Origin of the sequence: Rhizobium mulingense (assembly GCF_029194105.1) — a bacterium.
GTDB lineage: Bacteria > Pseudomonadota > Alphaproteobacteria > Rhizobiales > Rhizobiaceae > Rhizobium > Rhizobium mulingense.
The window spans coordinates 811,594-829,360 of record NZ_JARFVE010000002.1; the positions used below are offsets into that span (position 1 = coordinate 811,594).

A 17,767-nucleotide genomic window follows, 5' to 3' on the forward strand; every position below is an offset into this window, starting at 1 on the left:
CCTTTACCGCACCGGCTGATAACGGCCGCGCAGCGGCACCTTGCCGCCCATGGTGACGAAGCCGTCGCGTTCGCAGACATACATCAGCGTCGGCATGCCGCCGGAGCGGAAGATCTCGTCGTAGCGGCGACGGATCTGGACGGTTTCAGTACGGCAATTATAGGATTCCTCTTCCTTTTTGTCCGGCTGCGCCTTGACGCCGGGCAGGCCCTTGTAGGGATAGAGGGCTTGAACGTCCGAATTCACCGGTTTTGACCAATCGACGGCAGAGGCGGACGCCGGCGCAAGGCCTGATAGGGCAACGAGCAATATCGGAAGCATCATCACAGGCCGCATGGAAACTCTCCTGCCGGCATCGTTGCGCCGCTCATAGGATGTAGGAAAACCCGAGATCCTGATCAAGCAGCCGCAGCGGGCGATTTCCTGAAATAGCTTCTGATGATGGGATGGCTGAAAAGGCCGGCGAGGATCGCAAAGCCGGCGCCGACGACGAAACCGGCAAGAAGACCGCCGATGATGCCGGCGACCAGCAGGATCTTCTTTCCAGGGCCGTCGGCCTTGACCGGCGGCTCGGCCGGCGAGATGACGCGAATATTGCTCTGGCTGAGGTTCTGCTCCTCGCTCGTCTGGCTCGAGCGCTTCAGCACCGTCTCATAGATATCGCGCGCCGCCGTCGCCTTGCGCTGCAATTCGTTCAGCTCCACCTGCTTATCCGAGGTCGTCGCCTGCAGCGCCTTCTGGACGGCAAGCTCTTTGGCGATGCTGTCTTCGGCCGCCTTCGCCTGCTCGTATTCGCCCCGTGCCGAAGTGGCGAGGCGCTGCAATTCACCCTTGATTTCGCCTGATATGCTCTGCAGCGAGGAGCGGGCCGCCTGCAGGCGCGGATGACGCGTGCCCATCTGGCTTTCGAGGCTTCCGACGGCGGCGGCCTGGGTGGCATATTGCTGGCGCAGGCTGACCAGTGGTGAAGTGACGCCGCCCTCGGTCTGGTTGCCGGCGACGATGTCTTCGACGCGCAGATTGGCAACGGCGTCGGCGCGTGCCTTCGCCTGGATGGTCTTTTCCTGCGCCGTCACCAGCAGCGTGTTCAGCGAGCCGAGCCGCTGATCGGAAATCAGATTGCCCTCGGTCGCGGCCATGTCGTTGTCGGCGCGGAAGGTCTCGACCGCCTGCTCGGCCTCCAGCACCTTCTGGCGCAGGTCGTCGAGGCGTCCGTCGAGCGTCGAGGAGGTATTTTCGTAGAGTCCGTTCGAGGCGCTGTTTTCCTCTTCGGTGAAGGCGGTGACGACCTGGTTGGCAAGCCTTGCCGATTTTTCCGGATCATTGGTCGTGGCGGCAAGCGAAACGACATAGGTGCTGGCCTGGCGGGTGATGACAAGCGCCTTCTGCAGGGTGCCGATGACGGCAGCGCCATCGGTCCGGCCGCCGGTGAATTCCGGATCCTGATCGAGCTTCATCGCCTCGACGACGCGGCGCAGCACGTTGCCCGAGGTCAGGATCTGCACCTGGCTGTCGATCAGCGCCGAGATCATTTCCGGCGACGGACCGGAAGATTGCGCACCTGCCTCGGCAAGGCCGATCTGGCGCGGATCGAAATAAAGGCTGCTGACGGCGGTGTATTTCTGGCCGACGAACGGGGCCACCGCACCGCCAGCGAAGGCGCCGATAAGGGCCAGGGTAAGCACCACCAGCCGGCGGCTCCAGATCGCCGCGATGCTGGAGCGGAGATCAAGAAGCGGGGCGGCGGGTGGGTCCGATGTGGTCCGCGGCGGCAGATCGGCCGCAGGTCGCTCAGCGGGCGGCGACGCCTGCTCGTATCGGAGCGTTTGCGCAACGTTGGGCGGCGGCGGCACGAAAGGCGGCGGAGAGGGTTCGGGCGTCGGGCGGGCGAAATCACCCGGGCGGATGACAGGACTGCGCAGGCGCACGCCTTCCGGCGCAGTCTGAGGCGGCTCGTAACTGCGCCAGCCGGGCAGCCGGCTTACTCTATTCCTGTCATACTGGCTCATACGCGCACTCGTGTCCCGCCCAGCGTGAAAGACTGAAGCCGAGGTGCCGAGACTTTAGAAATTCTTAGCTAACGGACCGTTAAGATACTGGCGGCCATAGAGATGTTGCCGTTTGCCGCGACTGCGAGGGATTGCCATGAGGACGACACGACATCTGGCGGCACTGCTGCTTGCGGCCGCCCTCATCCCGTCGCCGGCGCTTGCGACCGACAAGCCATGCTATCGCGGCGTCAATCTGTCCGGCGGCGAATATGGCGAGCGCGGCGCCACCTACGGCACGAACTACATCTATCCGAGCGAGGAGACGATCGGCTATTTCGCTAGGAAAGGCATGACGATCATCCGGCTGCCCTTCCGCTGGGAGCGGCTGCAGCCGGCGCTCGGCGGCCGGCTCGATGAGGACGAAATCAAGCGGATCAAAGATACCGCTGCTTTGATCCGCAAACACGGCATGGCTGTCCTGCTCGACCCGCATAATTTCGGCTATTACGACAAGGTCCAGATCGGCACTGCGCCGGCGACGGACGCCGCATTCGCCGACTTCTGGGCGAGGCTCGCGGTCGAATTCGCCAATGAGAGCGGCGTGCTCTTCGGCCTGATGAACGAACCGCATGACATTAAGGCAACGGACTGGCTCGATGCCGCCAACGTCGCGATCCGCGGTATCCGGGCCGTCGGCGCACGCAATCTCATCCTCGTGCCGGGTACCGCCTGGAGCGGCGCTCACAGCTGGGAAAAGGATGTGATCGGCGGCGCCAACGGCACGGTGATGCTCGGCGTGCGCGATCCGCTCGATTTCTACGCTTACGAGGTCCACCAATATCTCGACGTCGATTCGTCGGGAACCCATGCTACCTGCGAAGGCGCCGCCACCGCGGTCGAGGCCATCGCCGGCGTCACCGCCTGGCTGAAGCGGAACCATAAGCGCGGTTTTCTTGGCGAATTCGGCGGCTCCGCCGACAAGGACTGCATGAACGGCCTGACCGAGATCTACGCCACCATGTCCGGGAATAGCGACGTCTGGCTCGGCTGGTCCTATTGGGCCGCCGGCGAATGGTGGCCGGCGGACGAACCTTTCAACGTTCAGCCGGGCAAGGGCCCTGAGCGACCGCAGATGCGGCTTCTCGCCGCGTCGGCGAAAGCGGACGCCGGCGCCTGCACCGCTGTCAAGCCTGCGGGGAATTGACCTTGGCGACAGTCGATCAGAAGGCAGCGACTTTCACCGTGGCGGGCACCCGCCTCGATGCGGCCGGGGGAACGTCGCGCATCGACCATCCGGTGCTCTGGCTCGGCCTGCTTTCGATGCTCTATAACGGCATTCTTGCCTTCATCAACCACAACATCATGCCGCTGTCGATGACGCATGTCGCCGCCAGCGAAGGCCTGATTCTGGCAGGCGCCATCATCTACATCCTTCACAAGGGGATCTACGAGACGGATCTGCCCGCCTTCCTGTTCCTGCTGTTCACGCTTGTAGTGACCATCTATGTAAGCGTGCTCAATCGCATGCCGTTCGTCGATCATTTCCGCAACGTGCTGATCATCTTCTGCTTTTCCGGCATCGGCGGCTGGAGCAACGAGAGAACGATGAAGCTGGTCTTCCGCTGGGCAAGCCTTACGGTGCTGATCTTCCTGATCTTCGAGATCGTCAGCGTGCCCTTCTATGTCAGCATCGTGCATCCGTCCGATTATTTCGCCAATACGCGCGGGCTGCTGCCGCTCAGCTACAACACGACAGGCCTGTTCCAGAACGCGCTCGGCTTTCCCGAACGCTTTTCATTCGGCATCATCGACCATCGCTCCTCCTCGATCTTCCTCGAACAGGTGTCGCTTGCCAATTTCTGCGGCGTGATCGCGATCTACCTGATTTCCATGTGGGAGAGATTGGGGCGCTGGGACCGGCTGCTCTTCATCAGCACGGCGGTGCTGATCCTGGTGACGAACGATACGCGCACAATGCTGATCTTCTGTTTTGCCTGTCTCGTCGGCTATTTCGTCTTTCCGAAGATCCCGCGGAATTTCAATCTGACGCTGATGCCGCTGATCGTCGCCGCGGGTTTCGTCGTCTACACCCTCAAACCCAATGCCACGGGTGACAATTTCACCGGCCGCATCAACCTGACGATGAAGAAGATCATGGAGCTCGATCCTCTTGCCGTTCTCGGGCTTTCGGTCGACAGGGTCGCCGAGTTCGCCGACAGCGGCTACGTCTACCTGATCTATGCGGCGACGATCTTCGGCGTCATCGCCCTCTGGCTGTTCGTCTGCCTCTTCCCTGCCGGGCGTACGGCGGCGCAGCGGCGATGCGCCCATTCACTTTCTCTTTTCATTTTTCTGAATATGATGATTGGAGGGACCGCCGTTTTCTCGATGAAGATTGCCGGCCTCTTGTGGTTCGTCGTCGGATATATGCGCTTCCACGACAGCCCGCGCATCCGGCAGGGTCGTGCGGCAGATGTACTGAGTTGACCGGAGCGGCACGGTAAACGGCGACCGCGCGAGCCCGAGGAGCAAGACATCAGATGCTTGTCCAGCTTCAATATCTGCGCGCCGTTGCGGCGCTGATGGTCGTTTATTTCCATGCGATATTGCAGCTTGCCAAGGTCAATCCCGCCGTCGACGCCACGGCTTTTCTTTATGGCGAAACCGGCGTCGACATCTTCTTCGTCCTGAGCGGTTTCGTGATGTGGCTGACGACGAGCGGGCGCGCGATCACCCCCGTCCATTTCGCCCGCCGCCGCATCAGGAGGATCGTCCCGCTCTATTGGCTGGCAACCTTGTTTTCGGCTGTCGTGGCACTGGTTGCCCCCTCACTGCTCAAATCCACAGTGTTCGACCTTCCGCACCTCATCGCTTCGCTGCTGTTTCTGCCATGGGCCAATGCCGCCGATCCAAGCACGATCACCCCCGTCGTCGTGCCCGGCTGGACGCTGAATTACGAAATGTTCTTTTATTTCGTGTTTGCGCTGCTGCTGCCGCTTTCGGAGGCTCGCCGGATTCCGGCGATGTTTGCCGTCTTTGCCGTGATCCTGATTGCCAGCAGGTTGCTGCCGGAAACAACGGCCACCCGGTTCTACGGCGAACCGATCATGCTGGAGTTTCTCGCCGGCGTCGTGCTCGGCTGGCTTTACGGGCAAAAGGTGCTTCTGCCGAACCGCTGGGCATGGGCGGCACTGGCCGCCGGCTTTGTGTTCCTCTTCGTCAACGAAGCGCTGATGGCGCCGGAGAGCCGGTTCTATGCCTGGGGAATCCCGGCGATCTTCATTATCTACGGGGCAGTTTCAATCGACTTTTCCCGGCTGCCGGTTCTGGGATGGCTGAACTATCTCGGCGACTGCTCCTACAGCATCTATATCACCCATGCCTTCACGCTCGCTTTCCTGAGGGTGGCTTCGGACCGCCTGCCGATCGGCATCCTGCAGCAGCCGGTGCTCTTCGTGATCCTGTCGCTGGTGCTTTCGTCAATCGGCGGCGCAATCGTCCACGAAATCACCACGCCGCGCCGGAAGGTGGCGGTCCCAGGCCGTCCGCCAGTCTAGATCCTTCGGATTCACTTCCGCCCTTCATATCCTTGGTTTCCCGCCTCTCGATGTCGCAAATTGCTCATCAGCTTTCAGCGGCATGCTTTAACTTCCCTCACTGAAGGCGAGAATACACATCCGGGTGGCGCTGGCGGCACAGCGTTTCGAGCAACTTCTCCTAAGCTGATGTCGCGATGAGAGAACATGCAGGAACGTGATGGTTTATCTCGCAATTTGTCGCATAAATGAAAGTGCGGCGGCCTATTCGCGGCTCGGGCTTTGATCTAAGCACGGACTGCGGCCTCCAAGAGGGAAGAGGAAGAAACATGAAAAGCTATGTATTGACGGTATCCTGCAAATCGACGCGCGGCATTGTGGCGGCGATTTCGAGCTATCTGGCCGACAAGGGCTGCAACATCGTCGACAGCTCGCAGTTCGACGATCTCGATACCGGCAAGTTCTTCATGCGCGTCAGCTTCATTTCGGAAGAAGGTCTGTCCGGCCCCGAGATCAGCGCCGATTTTTCCGCCGTCGCCGCTCCCTTCGCGATGGACTACGAATTCCACGACAGCGACAAGCGCATGAAGGTGCTGCTCATGGTGTCGCGCTTCGGCCATTGCCTCAACGACCTGCTCTACCGCTGGAAGATCGGGGCGCTACCGATCGACATCGTCGGCGTCGTCTCCAACCATTTCGACTACCAGAAGGTCGTGGTCAATCACGACATCCCCTTCCACCACATCAAGGTGACCAAGGAGAACAAGCCGCAGGCCGAAGCGCAGCTGGTCGAGCTCGTCAATCAGACCGGCACCGAGCTGATCGTGCTCGCCCGCTACATGCAGGTCCTCTCCGACCAGCTCTGCAAGCAGATGTCGGGTAGGATCATCAACATCCACCATTCCTTCCTGCCCTCCTTCAAGGGCGCCAACCCTTACAAGCAAGCCTATGAGCGCGGCGTCAAGCTGATCGGCGCGACCGCCCATTACGTCACCGCCGACCTCGACGAAGGCCCGATCATCGAGCAGGACACGGCCCGCATCACCCATGCCCAGAGCGCCGACGACTATGTCTCGATCGGCCGCGACGTCGAAAGCCAGGTGCTGGCGCGGGCCATTCACGCCCATATCCACCACCGCACCTTCATCAACGGCAACCGAACCGTCGTCTTCCCGGCAAGCCCCGGAAGCTACGCCTCCGAACGCATGGGCTGAGGCTGGTCAGGACCCGCTTCTCTTTTGCTGGCAAACGACAATCACCCGTTGCCTGCCGGCAGCAAGTATTTGATTATCTCGTTCAACGGGTAATCGAATCATGCTGCGGGAGGGGGTGTCATGACCGACGAGGCGCTTGTTGATCGCATGGCGCTGCCGCGTCCCGACGTCACAGTCGCGGACGCGGAAGAGATCCTGCTTGATCATTACGGCCTGTCAGGCACGCTTGCCGAACTCGGCAGCCAGCAGGATCGAAACTACCGCGTCGACAGCGATCGCGGCCGTTATGTGCTGAAGATCTGCCATGCCGCCTACGAGACCCGCGAACTCGAAGCGCAGAATGCGGCGATCCATCACCTCAAAAGCAAGTCGGACGCGCCGCGTGTTCCAAACGTCGTTGCCACGAATGACGGGCGAGAGATCCTTGTTCTCACCGTGCGTGGACAGGGCTACCAGGTCCGGCTGCTGGAATATCTCGAAGGTCGGGGGCTGACGGAACTGACATATGTCGCGCCGGCTTCCGTTGCGGCGCTCGGCGCTCTCTGCGCGAGGCTGGCGCAAGCACTTGCCGATTTCGACCATCCGGGCCTCGACCGCAGCCTGCAATGGGATCTGAGACGCGCCGGGCCGGTCGCCGTGCAGTTGCTTTCCGCCATCACCGACAGCGCTGCCCGCGACCGGATCGCCAAGACCATGGTGCTGGCCGTTCGCCGCATCCAGCCCCTGGCGCCGTCGCTCCGGCTGCAGGCTGTCCATCACGATGTCACCGGCGACAATGTCGTCGGCCACCGTGACGCACGCGGCCATACAATCCCCGATGGGGTGATCGATTTCGGCGACACCATCCGCGGCTGGCTGGTCGGCGACCTCGCCGTCACCTGCGCCTCATTGCTGCATCAGGCAAATGGCGATCCCTTTCATATCCTGCCTGCCGTCACCGCCTATCAGGCGATCTACCCGCTGAGCGACGACGAACTGAAGGCGCTGTGGCCACTGATCGTCGCCCGCGCCGTCATCCTCGTCGCCAGCAGCGAGCAGCAGATTTCAATCGATCCCGACAATGATTACGTCCGCGGCAATCTCGAGCGCGAGCGGGCGATCTTCGATACGGCAATGTCGGTTCCGTTCGAACTCATGGAAGCCGCCATCCTCAAGGCAGCAGGTGCGGACGTCGCCGCTCCGCAAACATCGGAATGGCTGCCGCTGTTGCCGGACTTCGATCCCGCCGCGATCACCTATATCGACCTTGGCGTGCAAAGCCCGCATTTTTCCGCCGGCAACTGGCTGAATGCCGATATGGATTGGAGGCTACTGGCCAGGGCTGCAGCCGAAAACGGTACGGCGGCAACGCGCTACGGCGAATATCGGCTCTCCCGCGCGGCCCTCGGAAACACCAAGGAACAGGCGACCTGCGCCCTGCATGTCGACATATGCCTTGCCGCGGGAAGCGCGGTCACAGCACCGTTTGCCGGACGCATCGGCTGGAAGGATCAGCATCTGACCCTGACCTCCGGGACGATGACCCTGCACCTCGATGGGCTCACCCCTTCGATCGAGGGTGGGGTCGAGGATGGCGCCGCGCTTGCCGCTGGCGATCCGCTGGGTTCGGTTTCCGGAGAGGCGTCATCGCTCGGCGGGCTGCGCCTCCAGCTCTGCAGCGTCGCCGGTCTCGAACCGCCGCTCTTTGCCACGCCGCGGGAGGCGGCCGCCTGGTCTGTGCTCTGCCCTTCGCCATCGCCCCTTCTCAGCCCGGGAGCGGATGCGCCGCAATCGAAAACTGCAGAACTGCTCGTCACGCGGCAGGCGCATCTCGCAGACCCACAGAAGCACTATTATGCCGCGCCGCCGCAGATCGAGCGCGGCTGGAGGGAGCACCTGTTCGATGTCGAGGGCCGCGCCTATCTCGACATGGTCAACAATGTAACGATTCTCGGCCACGGCCATCCCAAGCTGGCGGCGGCGATCAACGCCCAATGGCTGCTACTCAATACGAATTCGCGCTTCCACTATGCCGCGATAGCGGAATTTTCCGAACGGCTCGCCGCTCTCTCGCCGGAGGGGCTCGATACGGTCTTTCTGGTCAACAGCGGCTCGGAGGCGAACGATCTGGCGATCCGGCTGGCGCAAGCCCATAGCGGCGCGCGCAATATGCTTTGCCTGCTCGAAGCCTATCACGGCTGGTCGGCGGCGAGTGACGCCGTCTCCACCTCGATCGCCGACAATCCGCAGGCGCTGACCACCCGGCCGGACTGGGTGCATGCGGCCGTTTCGCCGAATACCTATCGCGGCGCGTTTCGCGGGCCCGACACGGCAGCGAGCTATCTCAGCGCCGTCATGCCGATGCTGGAGACAATCGACGCCGGCGGCGAAGGCCTGGCCGGCTTCATCTGCGAATCGGTCTACGGCAATGCCGGCGGCATTCCGTTGCCGGATGGTTATCTCCGGGAAATCTACGCGCAGGTACGGGCCCGCGGCGGCCTCTGCATCGCCGACGAGGTGCAGGTCGGTTATTCGAGACTCGGTCATTATTTCTGGGGTTTCGAACAACAAGGGGTCGTGCCCGATATTATCACCGTCGCCAAGGGCATGGGCAACGGCCATCCGCTCGGCGCCGTCATCACCACACGCGAGATCGCACAGTCACTGGAAAAGCAAGGGCCCTTCTTTTCCTCCACCGGCGGCAGCCCGGTCAGCTGCGTCGCCGGCCTGGCGGTGCTCGACATCATGGCCGAGGAAAAACTTCAGGAAAATGCCCGCACGGTCGGCGAACACCTGAAGGGGCGGCTTGCGGCGCTGATCGACCGCCACCCGATCGCCGGCGCCGTGCACGGCATGGGCCTCTATCTCGGCCTGGAATTCGTCCGCGACAGAACGACGCTGGAGCCGGCGACGGAAGAGACGGCGGCGATCTGCGACCGGCTTCTCGATCTCGGCGTCATCATGCAGCCGACCGGCGATCACCAAAATGTGCTGAAGATCAAACCGCCGCTCTGCCTCAGCATCGAAAGCGCGGATTTCTTCGCCGACATGCTGGAAAAGGTGCTCGACGAAGGCTGGTGAACGTAGCTCTTGCCGACTTAACCAAATCGGTCATTTCGAGACATTTCGATTTTTGCCGATGCGGCCCATTGCCGGAATCAGCAAGGCTTCCTATCTCTGCTGCGGCGGTCGAAAGAGTTTCGATTCTGTCATCCGAATTTTACGAAGAGCTGATATGTTTCTTTCCGTAAGTTTTGGGCAAGGCGGAATGATTTTTTTCGAATCGTCGATTTTTTGACACGTTTCGGAATATGTTTCTGACAGGCTCTCGGGTAATCTCTACCAAGTTAGTAGATTATAGAAGATAGCCATCACCGGCCCCGGCTCTTCCGGGACCACTCAAGCGCAACGCCAACGCAAGGAACGAGACATGACAGACTTCGATATTCTCGCCGATCTCCTTGGGCGATCTGTGCTTGGCAATGACCGTCCGGGCGCCCTCTCCCGCCCGAACTGTCGAATGTGACGTTCGTCCTCCTTTCAACGGTACCAGACAAGTCAATTCGCCATGGCTGCGCATGTCGCGCGGCAGGAGTTCTATCCATGAAGAAGCAAGTTATCGAATATGCCGGCGTTCCCGTCGGTATCGTCATTCCCGACGAAGACCGGCTGAAGTTCATCGCCGTGAAATATCATGTCCACGACCTCGACGAGCAGCGGTTCGGCTCGCCCGACGAGGTGCGGCTGGCCATCCATGACCTGATGACCCGCCGTCATCCGAAGCCGGTTCATGCCTGAGGGCATGCGGCCGCTGCCGAGTTTGGCGGCTTTCCTGTCGTGACCGGTCCTTAGGGGCCGGTCTTGTTTTTTGAGGGCAATTGCAGTCCTATCGGCGGCCCTTCGTGCACAAGGATCCGCCCTTGCCTGAGCTTCTAAACCTGATCACCGATATCGACGGCGTCGCCGTGGGCCATGCGACCGATCTCACCCTCGGCTCCGGCGTTACTGTCATCGTCTTCGACGAGCCGGCCGTCGCATCCGGCACGGTGCTTGGCGGCGCGCCGGGCGGGCGCGATACCGGCCTGCTCGACCCGTCGATGACCGTCAGCGCGGTGGACGCCTTCGTGCTTTCCGGCGGCTCGGCTTTCGGGCTTGATGCCGCCGGTGGCGTGCAGGCGGGATTGCGCGAGATCGGCCGCGGTTTTGCGGTTGGTTCGGTGCACATACCGATCGTGCCGCAGGCGATCCTGATGGACCTGCTGAATGGCGGCGATAAGGATTGGGGGCTGCATTCACCCTATCGCGACATGGGCTATGCGGCGTTGAAGGCGGCCGCCAAGGGCGTATTCGCGCTCGGCACCGCCGGCGCCGGGACGGGGGCGACAACGGCAACCTTCAAGGGCGGGCTCGGCTCGGCCAGTGCGGTCAGCAGCGCCGGGCACCGCGTCGCGGCGATCGTCGCCGTCAACGCGCTCGGCTCGGCAACGATCGGCGACGGGCCGCATTTCTGGGCAGCGTCCTTCGAGAAGGACGGCGAATTCGGCGGGCTCGGCATGCCGGTCGTGACCGACTACAGGATGAGGCTCAAGGGGATGAACACGCCGGCAACGACGATCGGTGCGGTGGTCACCGATGCACAGCTGACGAAGGCGGAGGCGCACCGGCTTTCGCTTTCCGGCCATGACGGCTTCTCCCGGGCGCTTTTGCCGGCGCACCTGCCGCTCGACGGCGACACCGTCTTTGCCGCTTCGACCGGCAGGCATCGACGAGACGACATGGCAAGCCTGATGGAGCTTTGCCACCTTGCTACCATCGTGATGGCGCGGGCGATCGCCCGTGGCGTCTACGAGGCGAGCGCCCTTCCGGCCGAAGGCGCGCAGAAGGCGTGGCGCGACCGCTATCCTGACGGTCATTGATTGAATAAACATGTCTCGCAAAACTGTGCACGGTGTACGTCAAAGACATGCGGAAAACTAAGATCGGAAGCGGCAGGCAGATCTGAAGATCGCGGCACGCCTTATGGTCGCAACCTGGTGGAATGAGCATGATGAATAAGGTTTCATTTGCGCCTTCGGGACGTTTCGTCCGGCGGCTTTCCCTTGGCGCGGCGCTTTCGGCCGGTCTGATGATAACGGCGATGACGCCGGCGGAAGCGGCGAAAACCACCCTCAACCTTGGCATGAGCGTCGAGCCGACCGGGCTCGACCCGACGATCGCAGCCCCCGTCGCAATCGGCCAGGTCACCTGGCAGAACGTGTTCGAGGGACTGGTGAGAATCGACCAGGCCGGCAAGGTTCAGCCGCAACTGGCCAAAAGCTGGGAGGTCTCACCCGACGGCCTGACCTATACGTTCAAGCTGCAGACCGGCGTCAAATTCCACGACGGTGAGGCCTTCGATGCCGCCAGCGCCAAGTTTTCGCTCGACCGCGCCCGCGGCGCGGATTCGGTCAATCCGCAGAAGCGTTTCTTCGCCTCGATCGCCTCGATCGAAACGCCCGATGCCGAAACGCTGGTGCTGCATCTCTCAGCGCCGACCGGCAGCCTGATCTATTGGCTCGGCTGGCCGGCCTCTGTCATGGTCGCGCCGAAGACGGCGGCCGACGACAAGACGACACCGATCGGCACCGGTCCCTTCAAATTCGCCGGTTGGGCGAAGGGCGACAAGGTCGAACTCGCCAGAAATGCCGACTACTGGAACAAGGATGCCGCCGCCAAGCTCGACAAGGTGACCTTCCGCTTCATCGCCGATCCACAGGCGCAGGCGGCCGCGCTGAAATCGGGCGATCTCGACGCCTTTCCGGAATTTGCCGCACCCGAGCTGATGAGTTCATTCGACGACGATGCCAGGCTCGTCACCAGGATCGGCAATACCGAGCTCAAGGTCGTCGCCGGCATGAACAATGCAAGGAAGCCGTTCGACGACAAGCGCGTGCGGCAGGCGCTGATGATGGCGATCGACCGCAAGACGGTGATCGACGGCGCGTGGTCAGGCCTCGGCACGCCGATCGGCAGCCATTACACGCCGAACGACCCGGGCTATCAGGATATGACGAGCGTGCTGCCCTACGACGTCGAGAAGGCCAAGGCGCTGCTGGCCGAAGCCGGCTATCCCAACGGCTTCACCTTCACGATCAAATCGCCGCAGATGGCTTATGCGCCGCGCAGCGCTCAGGTGATGCAGGCGATGTTTGCCGAAATCGGCGTGACGATGAATATCGAGCCGACGGAATTTCCGGCGAAATGGGTCCAGGACATCATGAAGGACCGCAACTTCGACATGACGATCGTCGCCCATGCCGAGCCGCTCGACATCGACATCTATGCCCGCGATCCCTATTATTTCAACTACAAGAACCCGGCCTTCAACGCGCTGATGAAGAAGGTCCAGGAGACGACCGATCCCGCCGCGCAGAACGCGATCTATGCGCAAGCGCAGAAGATCCTCGCCGAGGACGTGCCGGCGCTCTACCTCTTCGTCATGCCGAAACTCGGCGTCTGGGACAGGAAGTTGAAAGGGCTGTGGGAGAACGAGCCGATCCCTTCCAACGTGCTGTCCGGGGTTTCCTGGGAGGAGTGAGCTGCGGGCCGGGTGGGGACGCGAAAAAGAGGATGGCCTTGGACAGATCCGAGATGTATTTGGCCGATGCAGCGTGCAGCCCTTTCCCTGGCTCGCCAACTCCGTTCAGCTGGCGCCGACATGGTTTGATTTCGCTGGATGGCACCCCTGGCGTCAGCGCCCTGGATGGCTCCCTCCACTCACCCCGCACTCCGTCATGCTCGGCCTTGAGCCGAGCATCCACACGGCATCCACCAGCAGCCGCGACATGGATCCTCGGCTCAAGGCCGAGGAAGACGGAGAGTGGGGTCGAGCTTCTCGTCAAACCCAACGCCAGCCCATGGGAGAGCCGCCGTGCCACCTCGCCAGCGTGGCCCACATGATCGCCCTCCTCGCCCGCCGCTTCGCCGGCCTTGTCATCACGCTTCTCATCGTCTCACTGCTGATCTTCACTGTCATGGATCTCCTGCCCGGCGATCCCGCCTCGATTCTGCTCGGCACCTCGGCAAGCCCGGAGACCTTAGCGGCGCTGCGCCATGATCTCGGGCTCGACCAGCCGCTCATCCTGCGCTACGGGCAATGGCTGACCGGCGTATTGTCAGGCGATCTCGGCCAATCCTATACCTATGGTGTCCCGGTCGCGGGATTGATCGTCGAGCGGCTGGCGGTGACGCTGCCGCTGGCGTTGATGGCGATCGCACTTTCAGTGGCGATCGCCCTGCCGCTCGGGGTACTGGCCGCCTCGCGCCGCGGCCGTGTCTTCGATATCGCCGCAGCGCTGTTTTCACAGATCAGCATCGCAATGCCGGCTTTCTGGGTGGCCTTGCTGCTGATCATTCTGTTTTCGACGATGCTCAGACTGATGCCGGCCGGCGGTTTCCCCGGCTGGAGCGCCGGTCTTATGCCGGCATTGCAGGCGCTTGTTCTACCGGCGGTCGCACTGGCTATGCCGCAGGCGGGCGTGTTGACGCGGGTGGCGCGCTCGGCCGTGCTCGAGACGATGCATGAGGATTTTGCCCGCACCGCGGTGGCCAAAGGGCTTTCGCGCAGCGCCGTGTTATGGCGACACGTCGTGCCGAATGCGCTGATCCCGATCCTCACCATGATCGGGCTGCAGTTCACCTTTCTCGTCGCCGGCGCGGTGCTGGTGGAAAACGTCTTCAACCTGCCCGGGCTCGGGCGGCTTGCGCTACAGGCGCTTTCCCAGCGCGACATCATCGTCATGCAGGATGTCGTGCTGTTCTTCGCCGCCCTCGTCATCGTGGTGAATTTCATCGTCGATCTCTCCTATCTGGCGATCGATCCCAGGATGAGAAAGGCGGCCTGACGATGGTGCCGATCGCAGCCACCGCCACGTCAAGGGGCCGCCGCCCTTTCAGACTTAGCCGGCGAAGGAACCTGATTTCCGGTGCTGTCATCGTCGCCCTGCTGATCGCCGTTGCGCTGCTGTCGCTCGTCTGGACGCCGCTGCCGCCTGAAAAGATGCAGATCGTCCACAAACTGCAGCCGCCGCTCGCCTTCGGCCTGCTCGGCACCGATCAGTTCGGCCGCGACGTCCTGTCGATGCTGATGGCGGGATGCTGGAATTCGCTGTCGATCGCCATCACCGCGGTTGCGATCGGCGGGACGCTCGGTTCGATCGCAGGCGTTTCGGCCGCGGCGATCCGCGGTCCTTTTGAAGCGCTGCTGATGCGCATCTGCGATGTCATTTTTGCCTTGCCGCCGATCCTGTCGGCGATGGTGCTCGGCGCCTTTCTCGGGCCGGGCCGATTCACCGCGATCGCCGCGATCGCGGTCTTCATGATCCCGGTCTTTGCCAGGGTGACGCTTGCGACCTCGCTGCAGGCCTGGAGCCGGGATTATGTGACGGCGGCGCGCGCGATCGGCAATTCGCGCCTAACCATTTCGCTGCGCCATGTGCTGCCGAATATTATCAGCCAGATCATCGTGCATGGGGCGATCCAGCTCGGGCTGGCGATCCTGACCGAAGCCGGTCTCAGCTTTCTCGGACTCGGCATGGCGCCGCCGGCCCCGACATGGGGCCGGATGCTCGCCGATGCGCAAACCTATCTGGCTCTGGCCCCGTGGCTGGCGATCCTGCCCGGCCTTGCGATCGCGCTGACCGTCCTCGGCTTCAACATGCTCGGCGACGGCTTGGGCGACCTTCTCGATCCACGCGAGGCAAGCCGCTGATGTCCTCCCGAGACAAAAAGCCCAGGACCGAGGCGATGAGCGACACCAATCTGACCATCCGCGAGCTCAGACGGCGCTTCGCCGACAAAAGCCTTTCGCCGCTGGAATACTGGCTCGCGCTCGAAGACCATATCGCCGCCTGGGAACCATCGATTACAGCGCTCTACCTCTACGATCCGGACGCGGCGCGTGCGCAGGCGAAAGCATCGACGGCGAGGTGGGCGAAGGGACGGCCGCTCGGCGCGCTCGACGGCATTCCGGTGACGCTGAAGGAATTGATCGCCACGAAGGGCCAGCCGGTGCCGTTCGGCACCAAAGCGGTGGAGTTAAAACCGGCGGAGGCCGATGCGCCAGCCGCCGCCCGGCTGCGCGAGGATGGCGCAGTAATCTTCGCCAAGACCACCTGCCCCGATTACGGCATGCTTTCCTCCGGCCTTTCAAGCTTTCATCCTCTCAGCCGCAATCCCTGGAACATCACGCAAAATCCCGGCGGATCGAGCGCCGGGGCTGCCGGCGCGGCGGCGGCCGGCTACGGACCGCTGCATATCGGCACGGATATCGGTGGCTCGGTGCGCCTGCCCGCCGGCTGGACCGGCATCTTCGGCTACAAGCCGAGCCATGGGCGCATTCCGGCCGATCCCTATTATGTCGGGCGCTGCCTCGGCCCGATGACGCGCAGGGTTGAGGATGCGGCCTTTTCCATGGCGACGCTGTCACGGCCGGACTGGCGCGACGGCACCAGCCTGCCGCCGAACGATTTCAACTGGATGGATCTCGACATCGACATGTCAGGCATGAAGATCGGCCTGATGCTCGATGCCGGTTGCGGGCTTGCGGTGGATGACGAAATCGGAGACGCGGTCGAAGCGGCGGCAAAAGGTTTCGAGAAGGCCGGCGCCACCATCATATCCGTCCAACCGGTGCTGACCCGCGCCATGCTTGACGGGCTCGACAGCTTCTGGCGCGCCCGCCTGTGGAGCGAAATCGCAGATCTGGACGAAGAGCGGCGCGACAGTATCCTGCCCTATATAGGTGATTGGGCGAAGGCCGGCGCCGATGTCAGCGGCGTCGATGCGGTCAGAGGCTTCAACCAGACGATCGAAATGCGCAGGAGCTGTGGGCAGCTGTTTACCACGGTCGACGCGCTGCTCTCGCCGACCAACCCGATCATTTCCTATCCGGCCGAATGGGCATCGCCGACCAACGATCCGGCAAAGCCGTTCGAACATATCGCCTTCACCGTGCCATGGAACATGTCGGAACAGCCGGCCGCCTCGATCAATTGCGGCTTCTCCCGGTCGGGCATGCCCATCGGGCTGCAGATCGTTGGGCCACGCTTCGACGACATGCGGGTCCTCAGGCTGTCGAAAGCCTTCGAAGATTGGACCGGCGGCGTGAGCGCCTGGCCGCGGCCACCTGTCACTTGAATGGGCGGCGATAGCCGGTCGGCTGTTGGTAGAGCGAGCCTATGCGCGCAACGGCGGCCTCGAAATTCTCACGCGCCACCGTCATGCTGTGACCATTGGCATGAAGGATGGTCTGCGGATCCTCGAAAATCGCTACATGGCCCTTCCAGAAGACCAGGTCACCGCGACGGATTTCAGAACGATCGATCGCTGTGCCGAGGCCGGCTGCCTGCATGTCGGTATCGCGCGGCGCCGGTCGGCCGGCCATTAGCATCGCAAGCTGGACGAGGCCGGAGCAATCGATGCCGAGACCGGAGCGCCCGCCCCAGAGATAGGGCGTCTCCAGGAATCGGGCGGCGATCTCGACATAATCGGCACCGTCGAGAGCGCCGATCGGCTGGACGTGCCTGGCGAATATCGCGGTTCCATCCTCGAGCACGACATAATCATTGCCCCGCGCTTCCGCCTCGCCAGCGACGTGAACGCGGCTTCCCATCGAAAGCGTCGTCAGGTGCGGCTTGCGCAGTTCGGGCTCCGGATAGAGGAAGGTGCGCGCCACGGTGACGATATGGGTCGGTGCCGGATCAATTTGCGAGAGCGCGTCTGCGGTTACATAACCGACATAACCGTCCGAAGCGGCTTTCACCCAGCACCAGCCGTCGGCGCGATCGAAAACCGTCACCTGCTCGCCAAGGAGCAGCTCCGTATCGATGCCGCGCGCAAGCGCCGGCTCGGAGCGCAAGGCAATGACGGGAACGGCGACGCGCGCCGGGGCGCCTTCCACGAAGCGCGACGCTTCCACCTTGCCTTCGAGTTCTGCTTCGGCGAGATCGGGCCTAAAGGCATGCAGGCGGCGGTCGAACATTGTCATTCCCATTCCTTTCAGATCGCC

14 protein-coding genes are annotated in these 17,767 nt (G+C 62.5%); 11 read left to right on the forward strand and 3 right to left on the reverse strand.

The genetic code is table 11. The annotated features are described in order from the left end of the window. Positions 1-3: 3 nt before the first annotated feature. Both PYR71_RS04155 and PYR71_RS04160 read right to left on the reverse strand, forming a co-directional pair. Positions 4-336, reverse strand: coding sequence for a hypothetical protein (locus tag PYR71_RS04155; protein WP_275618321.1), 333 nt, complete (start codon positions 334-336; stop codon positions 4-6). Positions 337-398: 62 nt separating this feature from the next. Next, a complete protein-coding gene (locus tag PYR71_RS04160) occupies positions 399-2,009 on the reverse strand; it encodes a GumC family protein (RefSeq protein ID WP_275618322.1) in 1,611 nt (536 codons plus the stop codon). 136 nt (positions 2,010-2,145) lie between these two features. On the opposite strand from PYR71_RS04160, the gene PYR71_RS04165 reads away from it, so the two are divergent. The 11 genes from PYR71_RS04165 (at position 2,146) to PYR71_RS04215 (ending at position 16,896) form a co-directional block, all read left to right on the forward strand. After that, a complete protein-coding gene (locus PYR71_RS04165) occupies positions 2,146-3,195 on the forward strand; it encodes a glycoside hydrolase family 5 protein (RefSeq protein ID WP_275618323.1) in 1,050 nt (349 codons plus the stop codon). A gap of 2 nt (positions 3,196-3,197) precedes the next feature. Next, positions 3,198-4,478: a hypothetical protein gene (locus tag PYR71_RS04170; protein WP_275618324.1), complete on the forward strand. Its 1,281-nt coding sequence runs from the start codon at positions 3,198-3,200 to the stop codon at positions 4,476-4,478. Positions 4,479-4,531: 53 nt separating this feature from the next. After that, positions 4,532-5,548 carry an acyltransferase family protein gene (locus PYR71_RS04175; RefSeq protein ID WP_275618325.1) on the forward strand — a complete coding sequence of 339 codons (1,017 nt, stop codon included), beginning with the start codon at positions 4,532-4,534 and terminating at the stop codon, positions 5,546-5,548. Between the two features lie 308 nt (positions 5,549-5,856). After that, positions 5,857-6,741 (forward strand): formyltetrahydrofolate deformylase, encoded by an 885-nt coding sequence (purU, locus tag PYR71_RS04180; RefSeq protein WP_275618326.1) that lies wholly within the window; start codon positions 5,857-5,859, stop codon positions 6,739-6,741. Positions 6,742-6,861: 120 nt separating this feature from the next. After that, positions 6,862-9,801 carry an aminotransferase gene (locus PYR71_RS04185; protein ID WP_275618327.1) on the forward strand — a complete coding sequence of 980 codons (2,940 nt, stop codon included), beginning with the start codon at positions 6,862-6,864 and terminating at the stop codon, positions 9,799-9,801. 522 nt (positions 9,802-10,323) lie between these two features. Beyond that, entirely contained in the window at positions 10,324-10,518 is a 195-nt protein-coding gene (locus tag PYR71_RS04190; protein ID WP_010033580.1) for a hypothetical protein, read from the forward strand. Positions 10,519-10,640: 122 nt separating this feature from the next. Further along, positions 10,641-11,636, forward strand: a complete 996-nt coding sequence (locus PYR71_RS04195) for a P1 family peptidase (RefSeq protein ID WP_275618328.1) — start codon at positions 10,641-10,643, stop codon at positions 11,634-11,636. 131 nt (positions 11,637-11,767) lie between these two features. Then, positions 11,768-13,297, forward strand: a complete 1,530-nt coding sequence (locus PYR71_RS04200) for an ABC transporter substrate-binding protein (protein WP_275618461.1) — start codon at positions 11,768-11,770, stop codon at positions 13,295-13,297. A 358-nt stretch (positions 13,298-13,655) separates the two neighbouring features. Continuing rightward, positions 13,656-14,603, forward strand: coding sequence for an ABC transporter permease (locus tag PYR71_RS04205; protein ID WP_275618329.1), 948 nt, complete (start codon positions 13,656-13,658; stop codon positions 14,601-14,603). A gap of 2 nt (positions 14,604-14,605) precedes the next feature. Next, entirely contained in the window at positions 14,606-15,469 is an 864-nt protein-coding gene (locus tag PYR71_RS04210; RefSeq protein WP_275618330.1) for an ABC transporter permease, read from the forward strand. Positions 15,470-15,504: 35 nt separating this feature from the next. Beyond that, on the forward strand, positions 15,505-16,896 hold the full coding sequence (locus PYR71_RS04215; protein WP_275618331.1) for an amidase: 1,392 nt from the start codon (positions 15,505-15,507) through the stop codon (positions 16,894-16,896). On the opposite strand, the gene PYR71_RS04220 is transcribed toward PYR71_RS04215, so the two are convergent. After that, positions 16,889-17,746: a C40 family peptidase gene (locus tag PYR71_RS04220; RefSeq protein ID WP_275618332.1), complete on the reverse strand. Its 858-nt coding sequence runs from the start codon at positions 17,744-17,746 to the stop codon at positions 16,889-16,891. The two genes, PYR71_RS04215 and PYR71_RS04220, sit on opposite strands and share 8 nt — an antisense overlap. Positions 17,747-17,767: the final 21 nt, after the last annotated feature.

Coding starts and splice junctions, on each gene's coding strand:
- PYR71_RS04155 (WP_275618321.1), bottom strand. CDS start 336: ATGCGGCCTGTGATGATGCTTCCGATATTGCTCGTTGCCCTATCAGGC.
- PYR71_RS04160 (WP_275618322.1), bottom strand. CDS start 2,009: ATGAGCCAGTATGACAGGAATAGAGTAAGCCGGCTGCCCGGCTGGCGC.
- PYR71_RS04165 (WP_275618323.1), top strand. CDS start 2,146: ATGAGGACGACACGACATCTGGCGGCACTGCTGCTTGCGGCCGCCCTC.
- PYR71_RS04175 (WP_275618325.1), top strand. CDS start 4,532: ATGCTTGTCCAGCTTCAATATCTGCGCGCCGTTGCGGCGCTGATGGTC.
- purU (WP_275618326.1), top strand. CDS start 5,857: ATGAAAAGCTATGTATTGACGGTATCCTGCAAATCGACGCGCGGCATT.
- PYR71_RS04185 (WP_275618327.1), top strand. CDS start 6,862: ATGACCGACGAGGCGCTTGTTGATCGCATGGCGCTGCCGCGTCCCGAC.
- PYR71_RS04190 (WP_010033580.1), top strand. CDS start 10,324: ATGAAGAAGCAAGTTATCGAATATGCCGGCGTTCCCGTCGGTATCGTC.
- PYR71_RS04200 (WP_275618461.1), top strand. CDS start 11,768: ATGAATAAGGTTTCATTTGCGCCTTCGGGACGTTTCGTCCGGCGGCTT.
- PYR71_RS04205 (WP_275618329.1), top strand. CDS start 13,656: ATGATCGCCCTCCTCGCCCGCCGCTTCGCCGGCCTTGTCATCACGCTT.
- PYR71_RS04210 (WP_275618330.1), top strand. CDS start 14,606: ATGGTGCCGATCGCAGCCACCGCCACGTCAAGGGGCCGCCGCCCTTTC.
- PYR71_RS04215 (WP_275618331.1), top strand. CDS start 15,505: ATGAGCGACACCAATCTGACCATCCGCGAGCTCAGACGGCGCTTCGCC.
- PYR71_RS04220 (WP_275618332.1), bottom strand. CDS start 17,746: ATGACAATGTTCGACCGCCGCCTGCATGCCTTTAGGCCCGATCTCGCC.